We start from the raw sequence: 15780 nt of genomic DNA on the forward strand, positions 1-15780 counted from the left end.
CGCTCAAAGCATCGTAGTGGCCCTGTCCCCCGCCGGATGCCCGCCGGACCGGGCTGGGTCAGCCGTGGAACAGGACAGGTGCCGAGACGCCGAGCGCGTCGCTTCCGACGTAGGGGTCGTCGGGGCGCGGGGGGTGGTTGATCGCCATCGTGATCCCGATGACCATCAGCACGATCACGGCCACCCCGAGGACGAGCCCGACGATGCCGAGGATGAAGCCCGCGAGGGCCTGGCCGCGGTTGTCGGCCTCCCCCGCTTCCGCCCGCTTGCGGCCCTTGATCCCGAAGATCACCGCGAGGATGCCGAGGACCACGGAGACCACGCCGTACAGGCAGAACAGGCACACCGAGAGGATGCCCAGCACCATCGCGGCGACCCCGAGTCCGTTGCGCGGGGGTGCCGGCATCCCCGGCCAGCCGTAGCCGGCGTAGCCCGGGGGCACGGGGTGGCCGTAGCCGGCCGGGGTGGCGTAGGCGGCGGCCGTGGGATCCGCGGGGGCCATCGGGGGCGGCGGTACGGGGACGCCTCCCTCACCGGGACCGGGGGCGGCACCCGGCTGCGGACCGGGGGCGGCGCCCGCCTGCCAGGGGCCGCCGGGACGCGGCGGCGCGGGAGGCTTGTCCATCGACACCTTGCGCTCCGGCGGCGCCCACGGGTCGTCCGCACCCGCTGCGTCGTACGGTCCCCGCTGTGCTTCGTCCGCCACGGCCATCCCCCTAGTTCCTCGGACCGTCATGCTAAGGCCAGGCCCACGACGACGCTCCGGCCGCCCCCGGACGGACGGCCCGGGGGTCCGGGGGCGCTCGCGCTCGGCCCGTGACACAGGGGCCCGACCGTATGCCTAGGATCGTCCCCGAGTCATCGATCAGCCGATCACCCGCGTCCCGCCCGAACCCGGCGCCGGGACGCCGTTCCCGGGGAGGAACCTTGACCGACCACCGCGACGCCGGTGCCGTGCGCGATCTGCACGCCTTCATCGCCGGACTTCCCAAGGCCGAACTGCACGTGCACCACGTCGGCTCCGCCTCCCCCCGCATCGTCGCGGAACTGGCCGCGCGCCACCCCGACTCCAAGGTGCCCACCGACCCCGAGGCCCTGGCCGACTACTTCACCTTCACGGACTTCGCCCACTTCATCGAGGTGTACCTGTCCGTCGTCGACCTCGTGCGCACCCCCGAGGACGTGCGCCTGCTGACGTACGAGATCGCCCGCGACCTGGCCCGGCAGCAGGTCCGCTACGCCGAGCTGACCATCACCCCCTTCTCCTCCACCCGGCGCGGCATCGACGAGCGTGCGTTCATGGACGCGATCGAGGACGCCCGCAAGGCGGCCGAGGCCGACCTCGGGACCGTGCTGCGCTGGTGCTTCGACATCCCCGGCGAGGCGGGGCTGGAGTCCGCGGAGGAGACGACCCGGCTGGCCACCGACGACCGGCTGCGCCCCGAGGGGCTCGTCTCGTTCGGGCTCGGCGGACCCGAGATCGGCGTCCCCCGGCCGCAGTTCAAGCCGTACTTCGACCGCGCCATAGCGGCAGGCCTCCACTCCGTGCCGCACGCCGGCGAGACGACCGGCCCGGAGACGGTCTGGGACGCCCTCGTCGAGCTGCGCGCCGAGCGCATCGGGCACGGCACCAGTTCCGCCCGGGACCCCAAGCTGCTGGCGCACCTCGCCGAGCACCGCATCGCGCTGGAGGTCTGCCCGACCTCCAACATCGCGACGCGCGCCGTCCGCACGCTCGAGGAACACCCCATCCGGGAGTTCGTGCGGGCCGGTGTCCTCGTCACCGTCAACTCGGACGACCCGCCCATGTTCGGCACGGACCTCGACAACGAGTACGCGGTCGCCGCACGGCTGCTCGACCTCGACGAGCGGGGCCTCGCCGGCCTCGCCAAGAACGCGGTGGAGGCGTCCTTCCTCGACGACGCCGGCAAGGCGAAACTGGCGGCCGAGATCGACACCTACACCACGGCCTGGCTCGCACCCTGACGGCCACCACAATGAGCCCCATGCGCACCGTGACCGCCGTGGCCCATCGCGGCGACCCCTACCGCCACCGTGAGAACACGATCGACTCGCTGCGTTCCGCGCTCCGACAGGGCGCGGACGCGGTGGAGATCGACGTACGGCTCACCCGGGACGGCGTTCCCGTGCTGTTGCACGACGCGACCCTGAAGCGGCTGTGGGAGCGGGACCGTCCGCTCGCCGCGCTCTCCTTCGCCGAGGTGCGGGGACTGACGGCGGGCGGAGTGCCGGCCCTGGCGGAGGCGCTGACGGCGACCGAGGGCAGCCGGGTGATGATCGATCTGCCGGGCGCGCCCTCGGTCCGTGCCGTGCGCCGGATCGTGGACGTCGTGCGCGAGTGCGCCGCCCAGGAACGGGTGTACTACTGCGCGGGCGCCCAGACCATGCTGGCGGTCCGGGCCGCCGACCCCGCGGCGGAGATCGCCCTGACCTGGACGACCCTCGCCCCGCCACGGCACGCCCTGCTGGACGCGGTCCGCCCGCGCTGGCTCAACTACCGCTTCCCCCTGGTGAGCGCGGAGCTGACGGCCCGGGTGCACCGGGGCGGTCATCTGCTGTCCGTGTGGACCCCCGACACCCGCCGCTCGATGCGGCGCCTCCTGGACCTGGGAGTGGACTCGATCACGACGAACCGGCTCGACGCACTGCATGCGGTGCGCGGCCGCTGAGGGTGCAGCCCCGAAGGCCGCGGCGACGGGCACCGCTTGCGCGGCAGCGGGCGGGCGTGCCGCCGCCCCGCCCGCGATGATTGCTACATTGCGCAACCGTACAACCATTGGGCGGGGTCGGACGTCCCCTCCGTATGAGTCCGACGGATGAGGGCGCAGCCATGCCGACGAGTCACCAGGCCAACCCGCGCCGCCCCCGCGGCCCGCTCCGCACGGCGTTTCTCGTCGCCGTGGCGGTGGCGGTGCTCGGGACGGCCGGCCTGGGGTGGATCTACCTGAAGCTGAACGGGAACATCAACACCTTCGACGCGGGAGGTATCTCCCGGAACCGTCCCCCCGAGGGCTCGTCGAAGGGTGAGAACGTCCTCGTCATCGGCTCGGACGCGCGCACCGATGGCAACAGCGCGCTCGGCGGCGGCGACAGCAGCGACGTGGGCCGCTCCGACACCGCGTTCCTGATGCACATCTACGCCGATCACAGGCACGCCGTGGCCGTGTCGATTCCGCGGGACACGCTGGTGACCATCCCGCCCTGCAAGCTGCCCGACGGCAACTGGACCAGGCCGCAGACCGGCGCGATGTTCAACGAGGCGTACTCCGTCGGCAACACCGCCAAGGGCAACCCCGCCTGCACCCAGAACACGGTGGAGAGCCTGACCGGTCTGCGCGTGGACCACACCGTGGTCGTGGACTTCAAGGGCTTCGCGGCGCTGACGGACGTGGTGGGCGGGGTGCCGGTGTGCCTCCCGCAGAACATCTACCAGAAGGACCTCAACCCCAATCGCGCCACCCGGGGCGCCCTGCTCTTCGAGAAGGGCCGGCAGACCGTCTCGGGGCAGAAGGCGCTGGACTACGTGCGCATACGGCACGGGATCGGCGACGGCTCCGACATAGGCCGGATCAAGCGCCAGCAGGCGTTCGTGGCGGGTCTGATTCAGAGGGTGAAGAGCGAGGGGTTCACCCCGGCCAAGTTGCTGCCGCTCGCCGACGCCGCCACGAAGTCGATGACCGTCGACCCGGAGCTCTCCACGGCCAACAGGCTGATCACGTTCGCCATGTCGTTGCAGAACATCGACCTGCACAACACCAAGTTCGTCACCATCCCCTGGCGTTACCAGGGTTCGCGGGTCGCGATCGTCGAGCCGGACGCCTCCGAGCTGTGGGCCGCGCTCAAGGCCGACCGGACGATCGACGGCAAGGACGCCGGCGGCCGGAAGGGATCGGGCGGTGGGAAGGGCCGGACGACGGCGAGCGCCTCCGCCGTCCCGAGCCCCGGCACCAGTTCCTTCGGCAAGGGCGTCACCGTGGCCGTCTACAACGGCACCACGACCGGCGGCCTGGCCTCCCGCGCCGCATCGCACCTCACCGCGTACGGTTTCACGGTCACCGGCACCGCCAACGCGAGCAGCCAGGACCACATCACCACGGTCGTCGAGTACGGCACCGGTCTGAAAGCCCAGGCGGAGAAGGTCGCCGCACTCTTCCCCGGCGCCCGGCTGAACCCTCTCGCCGGCACGGGCATCAACGTGGTCCTCGGCCGGACGTACGCGACGCAGGACACCTCGGCCTCACCGGCACCCGCCGCCATCCCCTCCTCGGTGGCTGGGAACGCCCGGTCGGCGGACGACGACCCGTGCTCCGACCTCACGTACGGATCGGGCGGTTAGAGCCCGCGGGAGACGCCCCGACGACAGGTGAGCCCGGCCCGGCCGACCGGTGCGCGAGGGGGCCGGGCGGGTGGCTCAGGTCCCGGTGGCTCCCCTCCCGGTGGCGGCTGTCCCGGTTGCGGCTGCCTCGCCGGCGCGCGCGGCCAGTTGGCCGACCATGAGCCGGACGACGGTGACGACGTCCGCGTCGTCGACGTAGTACACCTGGCGTCGGCCCTCGCGGCGGGAGCCCACGAGACCGGCGAGCTTCAGCTTCGTCAGATGCTGGCTGACCGCGGGGAGGGCTCCGCCCACCCGGTCCGCGAGATGGGTGACGTCGCTCTCGCCCTCGGCCAGGGCCCACATGAGGTGCAGACGGGACGCCGAGGCGAGCAGCCCGAAGGCGGCGGCCGCCTCCGCCAGGACCCCGGCGGACGGATCATCGAAGCCACCGACGTTCTCCGGCACTGTCCGCTCCCGTCCCGCCCCGATCACTGTCGCCGCACGCGCGGTGCCCCAGTGTAGGCGTCCGGTCACCTGGCGGCGGTGAGGAGAGTGTGTCCGAAGGCCGCATCTGTAACACGGCGAAGTGCGAGGTCATGTCGGTCCCGGGTCGAGCAGGCCGCGTCGGCTTGCCGCGTCGGTGAGCAGCCGGAGCATCTGCCGTCGTCCGTGGTACAGCCGGGACGTCACGGTCTCCAGCGGAACGCCCAGGATCTCCGCGATCTCGCAGTACGAGAACTCCTCGACGTCGGCGAGATGCACGACGATCGCGACTTTCCGGGGGAGTTGGCCAATCGCGGCCTTCACCTCACGGTCGGGCAGCCGGCTCAAGGCCTGCACTGCGGGCGTCCGGAGTGCAGGGATCGTCGGGGATGCGGCTTGCGACCGACCTGCCGAGGCGGTCCGGTGCGGTGGACGGTGCCGGCCACCGCGACTGACGAGGGCGGTGTCGGCCAGAACGCGGAACAGCCAGGCCTTGAGGCCCATGTCGCCGGTGAACGCGCCGAAAGCCTCGAGAGCCCGAAGACACGTGTCCTGGACCAGGTGTTCTGCGGCTGCGCGGTCGCCGGTCAGCTGAACCGCGGCTGCGTACAGCCGGTCGAGGAAGGGCAGGGCCTCACGCTCGAACCGAGCGGCGAGTTCCGGGCAGCGCGGTGCATCGGCGGCCGGGGCTGCGGATTGCGGCATGACGTTGTCCATAATCAAGAAAACCGACTCACGTGGCAGATCGGACGGACTGCCGGGGAATGAGGGACGTGCGTCACCGGGCAGTGCGGCGACGGAAAGCCGACGGCTGCAACTCCTGGGCCGCGACCGCGTCAAGGACTCCGCCCCGGGTATGTGCGCGTGGATTGCGGCCGAGGGACTCCACTGCGAGCCCCTCGGCCACCCCGCCCAGCCGGTGCCCCTCCCGCCGACTTCGCCCCGCGGGGCGAACCTCGGGGCACTAAAGCGTGGCCAGGCAATCGGTCGCGGTCATCTAGCGGAGCGACCGGAAGCCGGCGCGAATCTCCTCGACGAGCAGCCCGGGCTGCTCCCAGGCCGCGAAGTGACCGCCCTTGGGGAGCCTGTTGTAGTGGACCAGGTTCGGATAGGCCTGCTCCGCCCAGCTCTTCGGGGCCTGGTACATCTCGTCGGGGAAGACGCTCACGGCGACCGGGAGGGAGACGCCCTTCACACCGAAGAAGGAGTTCGTGTTCTCCGCGTAGAGGCGAGCCGCAGAGATCGCCGTGTTGGTCAGCCAGAAGAGCGTGACGTTGTCGAGGACGTCGTCCCGGGTGAGGCCTTCGGTCTGTCCGGCGAAGGCCCGGGAGATCATGGCCAGGCTGGCCGCGTCATGGTCGAGCAAGAACGCCGCCAGGCCGACCGGAGAATCCGCCAGCCCGGTCAGCGTCTGCGGACGCGACCCCATCATGTAGGCGAAGTAGACGTGCCGGTAGACGAAGTCCAGCTGTTCGACCGCCGCCTTCTCCTCGTCGGAGAGTGACAGGCCCGCAGGAAGCGGGTTGCCCGCGATGAGCGCGGCGTCGATGGCGGGCGGAACCACGCCGGCCATGTTGGTGTGGATGCCGGCCAGGCCCTCGGGCTCCTGGACACCCATGAAGTCCGCGATGATCGCACCCCAGTCGCCGCCCTGTGCGACATACCTGGTGTAGCCGAGGCGCTGCATCAGCTCGCCCCAGGCACGGGCGATGCGCTCGGGACCCCAGCCGGTTGAGGTCGGCTTGCCCGAGAAGCCGTAACCGGGCATCGACGGGATGACCACGTGGAAGGCGTCCGAGACGCTCCCGCCGTGGGCCGTGGGGTCGGTCAGCGGCTCAATGATCTTCAGCTGCTCGACGATCGAGCCTGGCCACCCGTGGGTGACGATCAGCGGCAGAGCATCCTCATGCTTCGACCGAACATGGATGAAGTGGATGTCCAGGCCGTCGATCTCAGTGATGAAATGCGGTAGCGCCTTCAGCTTCGTCTCGACCTTGCGCCAGTCGTACTCCGACGCCCAGTACCGCGCGAGCTCCTTCATCGTCTCCATCTGCGTGCCCTGCGACTGGTCAGCGACGGTCTCCTTCTCGGGCCACCGCGCCGCCTTGACACGAGCCCGCAACTCCTCGAGCTCCGCGTCGGGGAACTCGAACGTGAACGGCCGGATCTCCGGAGTGCCGGGGGTGATGGACATGTAAGTCTCCTTGGTATCGGCGGCGACCTCGTGTCGCCGGCTGGTCCACCATTCCCGAGGACGAGCGTGCATCGCCCCCGGGAAACCCCCGGGGATTCGCCCCCGGCTGACCCCGGGGGCCTCGTGCTCTGGCGGCGGAGGCGATGGAGCTTCGGGCCGCGTACGGGCGCGGACAGTCGCTGTGCGTAGCGGCGGGCGAACCCGGTGCGCCGACGGTGGCGTCGGCGGGCCGAACAATGGTCAGAGCCCGGCACGCCCCGATGGGCGTACCGCTCATGGGCTCCTGTGAATCCGCATCCGGAAACGAACTATGGTGGCAATGGTGTTTTGGTGGCGCCTGAAGGAAGCTCGGCCGACCGGTCGTTTCGAGCGGCCGCGAGGCCTGTGAGGTCGAGTCGGCGCGTCGGAGCTCACGCACGCAAGCCAGGCGTCTCGACCTGATGGAACGCACCCGGCAGCCGGTCAGGAGATTGACCATGGGCTTGCCCTCCAGTGACACTCACATCCGACTTCTGGGGCGGGGCCGGGAGCTGGCCGCACTGGAGCGGGCCCTGGCGACAGCGCGGGCGGGTAGCAGCGCGGTCCTGGTCCTCCGCGGCGAGGCAGGGATCGGCAAGACAGCGTTGCTGGACCACGCAGCCGATCGGGCTGTCGGGTTCCGTACCGTCGACATCTCAGGCATCGAGTCGGAGATGGCACTTCCGTTCGCGAGCCTTCATCAGCTCTGCACGCCCTTGCTGGGTCGGCTTCCGGAGTTGCCGGGACCGCAGCGTGATGCGTTGTCCGTTGCCTTTGGTCTCCGGGAGGGCGAGGCGCCGGATCGCTTCCTGGTAGGCCTGGCTGTGCTCAGTCTGCTGGCTGGTGCCGCCGAGGCTCAGCCGCTGGCTTGCCTCGTCGATGATGCGCAGTGGCTGGATGAGGGGTCCCTGCAGGTGCTGGCGTTCGTCGCCAGGCGGTTGATGGCCGAACCGATGGCTTTGATCTTCGCCCTGCGGGAGCCTGCTGACGATCGTGAGCTGGCCGGTCTGCCGGAGCTGATCGTCGAGGGCCTCAGCGAGCCCGAAGCGCGTGCCCTGCTGGCGTCGGCCGTCCGCGTGCCGCTCGATCCCCTCGTAAGGGATCGGATCATTGCGGAAGCTCACGGTAACCCGATGGCCCTGCTGCATCTGCCACGCGCCGCCGCGGAACTGGCGGGCGGTTTCTGGCTTCCTGGCAGGCGCCCCTTGGGGAGCCGTATCGAAAACGCCTTTCACCAGGAGTTCCGATCCCTTCCACCGGACAGCCGGCGTCTTTTGCTGACTGCCGCGGCCGAGCCGACCGGAGACGCATGTCTGTTGTGGCGCGCAGCCGCTCTGCAGGAGATTCCGGCGGACGCCGCGGCGCCGGCCGAGGCCGCCGGACTTGTCGAGTTCGGTACAAGGGTGCGGTTCCACCACCCATTGGTGCGCTCGGCCATCTACAAGAGGGCGTGTGCGCCGGATCGCCGGGCGGCGCACGGGGCACTGGCCGAAGCCACCGATCCCGGCCTCGACCCTGATCGCAGGGCGTGGCATCGCGCTCTCGCCGCCACCCGGCCCGACGAGGGCACCGCCGTCGGCCTGGAGCGCTCAGCCGGCCGGGCCCGAAGCAGGGGAGGAGCCGCTGCGGCAGCCTCGTTCCTGTGGCGGGCGGCGCAACTGACGCCCGATCCCTCACGGCGTGCCACCCGGGCACTGGCCGCCGCTCAGGTCCACATCGACGCCGGCGCAGCCGACCAGGCCCGCTCCATGCTGGCGGCCGCGGAGGCCGGTCCACTCGACGACCTGCAGCGCGCCCGACTCGAGAGGCTGCGGGCCCGGCTGGTGTTCTCCCAGGTGCGGGGCGGCGACGCGCCCCGGCTCCTGCTCGACGCCGCACACCGGCTGGCGCCTGTCGACGCCACCCTTGCCCGTGACACCCTGCTGGAAGCGGCGGGCGCGGCGATCTTCGCCGGGCGCCTGACCGAAGGACCCGGGCTGCGGGAGGTGGCTGAGGCGGCCCGCGCCGGACCCTCGCCGCCGACACCGCCGCGGATGGTGGACATCCTTCTGGACAGCATGGTCAGCCGGGTCATCGATGGCTACAGCGCTGCCGTGAGCCCTCTCAGGCATGCGCTGCACGTCGTACGGCAGGAGCAGAGATCAGGCGTGACGGACGTGGACCGGCGCTGGTTGTGGCTCGCGTTCCGGGTGATCCCCGAGCCTCTGGCGCCGGAGTTGTGGGACGACGACGCGTGGCATGAGCTGGCGACCGGAGCCGTCGGCATCGCCCGCGAGGCAGGGGCGCTCGCCGTCCTCCCCATGGCGCTGACCTACCAGGCGGGCTCCCACGTCCATGCCGGCGAATTCGATACCGCAGCGGCTCTGATCGATGAGGCCACGGCTATCTCGGAGGCAGCGGGCGGCGCACCCATGATGTACACGTCGCTGATGCTCGCCGCCTGGCGAGCACAGGAATCCGAGGCACTGGACCTCATCGAGACCACCGTCAAGGAAGTGCGTACCCGGGGTGAGGGACGCTCTCTCGACCTTGCCGAGTACGCGACCGCACTGCTGTACAACGGCCTCGGCCGTTACGATGCCGCGTTCGCAGCCGCGACGCGCGCATGCGAGTACGAGGATCTGGGCTTCTTCGGGTGGGCACTGGCCGAACTGATCGAGGCGGCCGTCCGCAGTGGTCACCCGAAGGCCGCCGCGGAGGCGCTGGACAAGCTCACCGAACGCACACGAGCGAGCGGAACCGAGTGGGCCCTGGGCGTGCAGGCCTGCTCGCGCGCGCTACTCAGCGACGGCCAGGCTGCCGATGCCCTCTACGGTGAGGCGATCGACCATCTCGGTCACTGCCGGATCGCCGTCCAACTGGGCCGCGCCCGTCTGCTCTACGGGGAGTGGCTACGTCGTCGGAACCGCCGTCAGGAGAGCCGTGCCCAGCTACGGTCCGCCTACGAGGCGTTCAGTCGGTTCGGAGCCGACGGCTTCACCGAACGCGCCCGCAAGGAGCTCTTGGCGACCGGAGAAACCGCACGCAAGCGGACGATCGGCAACGACGCCGCGCTCACCAGCCAGGAATCCCAAATCACCAGGCTGGCCAGGGACGGGCACACCAACCAGGAGATCGCTGCCCAGCTCTTCATCAGCCCGCGCACGGTGGAATGGCACCTCGGCAACGTATTCACCAAGCTCGGAGTCAGCTCTCGAAGGCAGCTTCGCTCAGCGCATGCTCGGTGACACCTGTCTAGGGGCGGGGACTGACCGTGGCCCCGCTCGGCGACGGCCCCCGCCCCGTCGCGCGGACGGTGCCGCCGACGGTCCCCGGCTGGGGACCGAAGGGCAAAGCCATGCAATGGCGAGATCAGCGTCGGGCCGCGGACAAGGACTGCCGGCCGGGGGACGCCGCGCCGGTGGTCATTCGTTCACCGGCCCTGCTCCCGCCCTTCGATGCGCTCCACAAGCTCGGCCGCCATCGTCTTGATGGTCTCCAGTCCTTGGTGACCCCAGGGGTGCGGATCCTGGTCGACCACGCAGATCGTGCCCAGCACCATGCCGGTGTGGTCGATCAGCGGAGCTCCCAGGTAGGAGTGGATTCCGATGGCATCGACGACGTGATTGCCGGCGAAGCGCGGAAAGTCGCGGACGTCGTCCAGCACCAGCGCCTTGCGCCGCCTGACCACGTGGGGGCAGAAACCGATGTCGAGGTCACGAGGCATCACCCGGCCCGGCACGGGATCGTCGAGCAGAGGGGTCTCCAGCTCGACGGTCGTGTCCGAGGCCGCGCTGTACAGGCCGGCGAAGTACTGGCGGTTCTCGTCGACGAAGAAGTTGACTCCCGCGTAGCATCCCCCGGTGCGCTGGGCCAGTTCGCGGGCGACGTCGTCGAACTCGGGGACCGGCTTGGCCTCGATCCCCAGTTCCCGCAGCCGGCGTGCCCGGGCCTGTGCCTCAGGGTCCTGCGGCGGAAGAAGCAGATGACGTACGCCGATCCCGGTCTCCCCTCCGAAGGGAGTCCTGGGCACCATCGCTGTCATGGGCACTCCTTGAAGTGATCAGATGCTGCACGAGTGAAAGCAGAACCCGGATACCCGAGCTGGACAGACGGGCGTCACACAGGACCACCGGCACCTCGGGCCTGAGGTCCAGCGCCGCCCGTACCTCTCCCGGTTCGTACTGGTGCGCGCCGTCGAACTCGTTGACCGCGACGACGAAGCCGATGCCACGCGCTTCGAAGAAGTCGACCGCCGGGAAACAGTGCTCCAGCCGGCGGGTGTCGGCGAGCACGACCGCACCCAGCGCACCGGCGGACAGTTCGTCCCACATGAACCAGAAGCGCTCCTGCCCGGGCGTCCCGAACAGATAGAGCACGTGCTGCGGGCTGATGGTGATCCGCCCGAAGTCCATGGCCACCGTGGTGGTGGCCTTGTGCTCCACCCCGTCCAGCCGGTCCGTGGCGGCACTGACCTCGGTCAGCAGCTCCTCCGTGTTCAGCGGCTCGATCTCGCTGACCGCCCCCACGAAGGTGGTCTTGCCCACCCCGAAGCCGCCGGCGACCAGGATCTTGATCCCCGTGGGAAGGGAGTCGGCGCCGGGTGCCTCAGAGTCGTTTGAGGAGCCCATCCCGCAAGGCCTCCAATAGTTCCAGATCGGGGGCAGCGGATGCCGCCTGCGTTGCCAGGTCGAAAGGCCGTGTGACGACCGCACCGCGCTCGACCAGGTCGGACAGCAAGACCTTGATCACCGTCGCGGGCATGCGGGTGAGCCCCGCGATCTCGGCCACCGTGACCGGCGTCCGGCACAGCTCCAGGACATGGGTGTGATCCAGTCCGAGATTGCGCCGCGACGTGGTACCGGTGGCCACCACCATGGTCATCAGGTCGAAGTGGCACGTCGGTTTGGTGCGTCCTTCGCTGACGGTGTAGGGCCGGACCATCCGTCCGACGGCGTCGTCGAGCAATGGCGTGACCGGATCACCCGGGGCCTCCGGCATCTGTCACTGCCCCACCGACTGCCGTGGAGCCGCCCCGAGGTGACTGCGGACGCTCTTGACCATCATGGTCATCTCGTATCCCAGCACCGCCACGTCCGCGTCCCGCCCGGCGAGCACCGCCAGCAGTGCACCCTGCCCGGCCGCGGAGACGAAGAGCAGCGAGCTGCTCAGCTCGGTCACGATCTGCTGCACGCCACCGCCGTTGTCGAATCGCTTGCCGGCACTTCGGGCCAGGGAGTAGAGCCCGCTGGAGAGGGCCGCCAGATGGTCCGCCGCGTCGGTGTCCAGTCCGTCCGCGGCCATCACCAGGCCGTCCGAGGACAACAGCAGCGCGCTGCGCGTATGCGGCACCCGCTGCAGAAGGCCGGTCAACAGCCAGGAAAGGTCTTCGCTCACCACGATCGCGTACATCTCCTCAGTGATGTGAAACTGCTAGGGGGCCGGGTCGGGATCGAGCTCTGCGGCTTCCGCGGGTTCTTCGGCCACCTCGTATTCCTCGGCACGGCGGACGCCGGTGCGGAAGGCGGCCATCAGGCCCGGATCGTGGTCGGGCTCCTTCGCCGCCACGTCCGTGGTGGAGGCCTGGAGCAGTTCGGGAGCGAGGTGTTCCTGACGGTGGCGCTTGGGCAGCGACGGGCGGTCGTCTTCGGGCGCGGGGGCCGCGACGGGGACCGCCTGCGGTTCGGCCGTCGATGCGGAAACCGGGGCCCGGGCGGCGGGGATCTCCGGCACCGGTGTCCGCTCGGCCGGTTCCTCCGCGCGTTCCCTTGCAGCCCCGGAAGTGACGCCCGACGGCTCCTGCTGTGGTTCGGTCGACTGCGCCTGTCCACCCAGCAGTTCGTGCGGCAGCACGACGACCGCCTGGGTACCGCCGTAGACGTTGTTCTGGAGCCGTACGGCGATGCCGTGCCGCCGGGCGAGCGCGGAGACCACGTACAGGCCGATCCGGCCGTCCTTGAGCAGTTCGCCCAGGGTGACGGTGTCGGGCGAGTCGAGCAGGGAGTTCATCCGGTTCCGCTCGGCGGAGTTCATGCCCAGGCCGCGGTCCTCGACCTCGATCGCCAGCCCGGCGGTGACGTGCTCGGCGCGCAGCAGCACCTGGGTGTGGGGAGGCGAGAACACCGTGGCGTTCTCCACCAGCTCCGCCAGCAGGTGGACCACATCGACCACCGCGTGGCCACGCACCGTCCCCTCCACCGGGGGCACCATCTTGACCCGCGAGTACTGCTCGATCTCGGCGGCCGCGGAACGCATCACATCGCTCATGCTGACCGGCTGGGTCCACAGGCGGTGGGAGACGGCACCGCCGAGCACGGCCAGATTCTCGGCGTATCGCCGGACTCGGGTGGCCAGATGGTCCACCCGGAACAGGCCCTTGAGCAGCTCCGGATCCTCGACCTCGTTCTCCAGGTCGTCCAGGAGCCCGATCTCACGGTGCACCAGCGACTCGAGCCTGCGGGCCATATTGGCGAAGACCTCGAACTGCTCGGCGCCGCGCGGCTGCACGGCCGGCTCCCGCGCGATCGTCTCGGCCGCGCGCCGGGCGGAGGCGACCTCGTCGTCGAGCCGGTCCAGCGCGTCCACCGCCCGGTCCGGCAAGGGGCTGCCCTCGAGTCGCCTGCGCTCGATCAGCTCCTGGCTGCGCTCGAGTTGCAGCCGCAGTTCCGCCAGTTCGGCCCGGGCGCGGATCGCGGAGCCGCTCAGCTCGGCATAGCGGCGCCCCAGGGCCCGAGCCTTTGCGGAGGCGTACAGCCCTGCGCCCGCGAGGATCCCGCACACGACCACCAGGGTGCCCGTGAGCAGGCCCCACGAGAGAGTCTTGTCCACGTGGCCCACGCCTGCGGTGAACAGGAGAGCGGCGGCCACGGCTCCGGTGACCGCGACCAGCCCGGCGGGCAGCACCGCGAGAAGCACCATGGGGCGCCCGACTGCCGTACCGCCCGCGGCCGTTTCCACTGGTGGGCCATGCCACGTCCGGGAGTCGACCGCCGTCGTCTCCCGGGGGGTGTGTACGGGCGACATCGCAGGCTCCTGCATCACAGTCCCGGGTTGCATACCGGCCAGTCGGCCGGAAGTGTGCGATGCACGTTACAGGTAACGGCACTCCACGTCACTACTGGTCACCTCGTGGGCACGGATTGCCCGTTACATGACCGGACAAAGACATCAACCACGCTCCGCGAGACGGGCCTCGGCGCCGACGGAGAGGTCCGCACACAAGCCGGACCACCGCCTTACCGGCCCGGAACCGGGCCCGACCGCGGGCCGAGAGCACGGCCCGGCTCCCGGCGGTCCGGTCCGCCGCCCACACGGGTCGGCCCGGCCCCGCGGATAGCGGGGCCGGGCCGACCGGCGGACAGGGGGGCACTCAGCCCTGGCGGGCCTTGAACCGCGGATCCTTCTTGTTGATCACATAGGTCACGCCCCGGCGGCGCACCACCTGCGCACCGGGCATGGACTTCAGCGACCGCAGGGACTTGCGCACCTTCATGACTTCCTCCTCCTGCTCGCACTCCGGTCCGGGGTCAGCGGCGGGCCGATGCCGCGCGGCCGTAGCGCCGCTCGAAGCGCTCCACGCGGCCGGCGGTGTCCAGGACCCGCGAGGTGCCGGTGTAGAACGGGTGGCCGGCCGACGAGATCTCGACGTCGATCAGCGGATAGGTGTTGCCGTCCTCCCACTCGATCGTCTGCGAGGCGACTGCGGTCGAGCGGGTCAGGAACGCCACGTCCGCGGCCCGGTCGCGGAAGACGACCGGCCGGGAGAGGGGGTGGATGCCGGGCCTCATGATGTTTCCTTCTTCCTGTGGCCTGAGCATGCCAGCCACGCCCTCTTCAACGCCGCCCCCGGTCCTCGGCATTCCCGGGTTCGGCAGGGAGGCCGGGCCGCCGGCCCTCAGACGGCCACGGCAGCCCACTCCCGGGCGGCCCGCACCGCGGCCGGCAGGCCCCGATGTCGTACGCCCTGTGGTGCCTGCGTCCGCTGACGAGGAAGGCCGGTGTCCCCGCCGCACTGCTGAGATCCGCCGGCCGGCAACGCCCGCGTTGCCGGCCGGCCGCTCGCCCTCCTGGGACTCACACGATCATGAAACGGTCGTCGCGCAATTACACCGAAGCCCCGGACCGGACCGGGCCCTTTTCGGTTCCGCATTCACGAGGAGCCGCCAGTGGAAGCCTCCGCAAATGAGCACCATGACTGGATCTCGGCCTTCATTTCACCGGGAGTATATGTTGCCGATTCTCCGGCCTGAACCCAGCGATCCCACACCCCCCCGCCCTGGATGAATTGCAAAGAGTATTGCGTCCCCAGATTCCCATCCAGGACGATTAGTGCGCCCAGTGCCCACGGCTGGTCGGCGCGTAGGTCGAGCCGACCGAGAGACTGATTCAGATAGCGAGCAAGAGTGTCCGCATCACCTCTCGATCCGAATCGCGCAAGGGCGAAGCAGTAACCCTTGCCGGCGTGCCGGTCACTTCCCTCGAGAAGCAGCCGCGAGATCACATCACGCATCTCCAGCCGCAGGCCGAACCCGGCAAGCCAAGCCCCCGTGAGACGCTCCCTCCAGTCGCCGCTGAAGAGCTCGTTCAATTCACCGGGAGTGATCTCGCGCGAATCGGCGGCCAGTCGCTCACCGAACTCCCGAAGCTCACCCGGGGGCAGACGCATGAAGTTGCCGCCGAGAAGCCGCTTGTACCTGCGTCCGGCCAGGGCGTACCTCTTGAACACGTCGATACGCCCCGGCTCGGCCACACCACCGTCAGCAGTCAT

General features: G+C 70.2%; 15 protein-coding genes and 1 pseudogene. 4 read left to right on the top strand and 12 right to left on the bottom strand.

The features are described 5' to 3' along the window. Positions 1-58 precede the first annotated feature (58 nt). On the bottom strand, positions 59-712 hold the full coding sequence (locus LZ604_RS10570; RefSeq protein WP_372482123.1) for a DUF4190 domain-containing protein: 654 nt from the start codon (positions 710-712) through the stop codon (positions 59-61). 148 nt (positions 713-860) lie between these two features. Between LZ604_RS10570 and LZ604_RS10575 the strand changes: the two are divergent. The 3 genes and pseudogenes from LZ604_RS10575 to LZ604_RS10585 all read left to right on the top strand — a co-directional run bounded on the left by LZ604_RS10575 (position 861) and on the right by LZ604_RS10585 (position 4357). Further along, a pseudogene (locus tag LZ604_RS10575) lies at positions 861-1986 on the top strand (adenosine deaminase). Between the two features lie 20 nt (positions 1987-2006). After that, positions 2007-2690: a glycerophosphodiester phosphodiesterase gene (locus LZ604_RS10580; RefSeq protein ID WP_234514425.1), complete on the top strand. Its 684-nt coding sequence runs from the start codon at positions 2007-2009 to the stop codon at positions 2688-2690. A 161-nt stretch (positions 2691-2851) separates the two neighbouring features. Beyond that, entirely contained in the window at positions 2852-4357 is a 1506-nt protein-coding gene (locus LZ604_RS10585; RefSeq protein WP_234514427.1) for an LCP family protein, read from the top strand. Positions 4358-4432: 75 nt separating this feature from the next. On the opposite strand, the gene LZ604_RS10590 is transcribed toward LZ604_RS10585, so the two are convergent. From LZ604_RS10590 to LZ604_RS10600, 3 genes are all read right to left on the bottom strand, one after another. Next, the gene (locus LZ604_RS10590) at positions 4433-4804 is read right to left on the bottom strand and encodes an ArsR/SmtB family transcription factor (protein WP_234514430.1); all 372 of its coding nucleotides are present in this window, start codon (positions 4802-4804) and stop codon (positions 4433-4435) included. A 129-nt stretch (positions 4805-4933) separates the two neighbouring features. Further along, complete coding sequence (locus tag LZ604_RS10595; RefSeq protein ID WP_234514432.1) at positions 4934-5527, bottom strand: sigma-70 family RNA polymerase sigma factor; 594 nt, start codon at positions 5525-5527, stop codon at positions 4934-4936. A 292-nt stretch (positions 5528-5819) separates the two neighbouring features. Further along, positions 5820-7016: an epoxide hydrolase family protein gene (locus LZ604_RS10600; protein WP_234514434.1), complete on the bottom strand. Its 1197-nt coding sequence runs from the start codon at positions 7014-7016 to the stop codon at positions 5820-5822. Positions 7017-7492: 476 nt separating this feature from the next. On the opposite strand from LZ604_RS10600, the gene LZ604_RS10605 reads away from it, so the two are divergent. After that, positions 7493-10261 carry a helix-turn-helix transcriptional regulator gene (locus LZ604_RS10605; protein WP_234514437.1) on the top strand — a complete coding sequence of 923 codons (2769 nt, stop codon included), beginning with the start codon at positions 7493-7495 and terminating at the stop codon, positions 10259-10261. A gap of 185 nt (positions 10262-10446) precedes the next feature. Here the strand turns inward: LZ604_RS10605 and LZ604_RS10610 are convergent, their stop codons facing one another. The 8 genes from LZ604_RS10610 to LZ604_RS10645 all read right to left on the bottom strand — a co-directional run bounded on the left by LZ604_RS10610 (position 10447) and on the right by LZ604_RS10645 (position 15780). After that, positions 10447-11058: a GAF domain-containing protein gene (locus LZ604_RS10610; protein ID WP_234514440.1), complete on the bottom strand. Its 612-nt coding sequence runs from the start codon at positions 11056-11058 to the stop codon at positions 10447-10449. Next, complete coding sequence (locus tag LZ604_RS10615; RefSeq protein WP_234514442.1) at positions 10973-11644, bottom strand: GTP-binding protein; 672 nt, start codon at positions 11642-11644, stop codon at positions 10973-10975. The genes LZ604_RS10610 and LZ604_RS10615 overlap by 86 nt, the downstream gene beginning before the upstream one ends. Then, a complete protein-coding gene (locus LZ604_RS10620) occupies positions 11622-12014 on the bottom strand; it encodes a DUF742 domain-containing protein (protein ID WP_234514444.1) in 393 nt (130 codons plus the stop codon). The genes LZ604_RS10615 and LZ604_RS10620 overlap by 23 nt, the downstream gene beginning before the upstream one ends. Before the next feature lie 3 nt (positions 12015-12017). Next, a complete protein-coding gene (locus tag LZ604_RS10625; RefSeq protein WP_234514447.1) occupies positions 12018-12425 on the bottom strand; it encodes a roadblock/LC7 domain-containing protein in 408 nt (135 codons plus the stop codon). A 21-nt stretch (positions 12426-12446) separates the two neighbouring features. Next, positions 12447-13931 (bottom strand): sensor histidine kinase, encoded by a 1485-nt coding sequence (locus tag LZ604_RS10630; RefSeq protein ID WP_234514449.1) that lies wholly within the window; start codon positions 13929-13931, stop codon positions 12447-12449. A gap of 451 nt (positions 13932-14382) precedes the next feature. Beyond that, a complete protein-coding gene (ykgO, locus tag LZ604_RS10635) occupies positions 14383-14505 on the bottom strand; it encodes a type B 50S ribosomal protein L36 (RefSeq protein ID WP_234514451.1) in 123 nt (40 codons plus the stop codon). Between the two features lie 34 nt (positions 14506-14539). After that, on the bottom strand, positions 14540-14800 hold the full coding sequence (locus tag LZ604_RS10640) for a type B 50S ribosomal protein L31 (RefSeq protein ID WP_234514453.1): 261 nt from the start codon (positions 14798-14800) through the stop codon (positions 14540-14542). A 362-nt stretch (positions 14801-15162) separates the two neighbouring features. Further along, positions 15163-15780 carry a DUF6000 family protein gene (locus tag LZ604_RS10645; RefSeq protein WP_234514456.1) on the bottom strand — a complete coding sequence of 206 codons (618 nt, stop codon included), beginning with the start codon at positions 15778-15780 and terminating at the stop codon, positions 15163-15165.

It is taken from the genome of Streptomyces glomeratus, assembly GCF_021462825.1.
GTDB classification, from domain to species: Bacteria; Actinomycetota; Actinomycetes; order Streptomycetales; family Streptomycetaceae; genus Streptomyces; species Streptomyces glomeratus.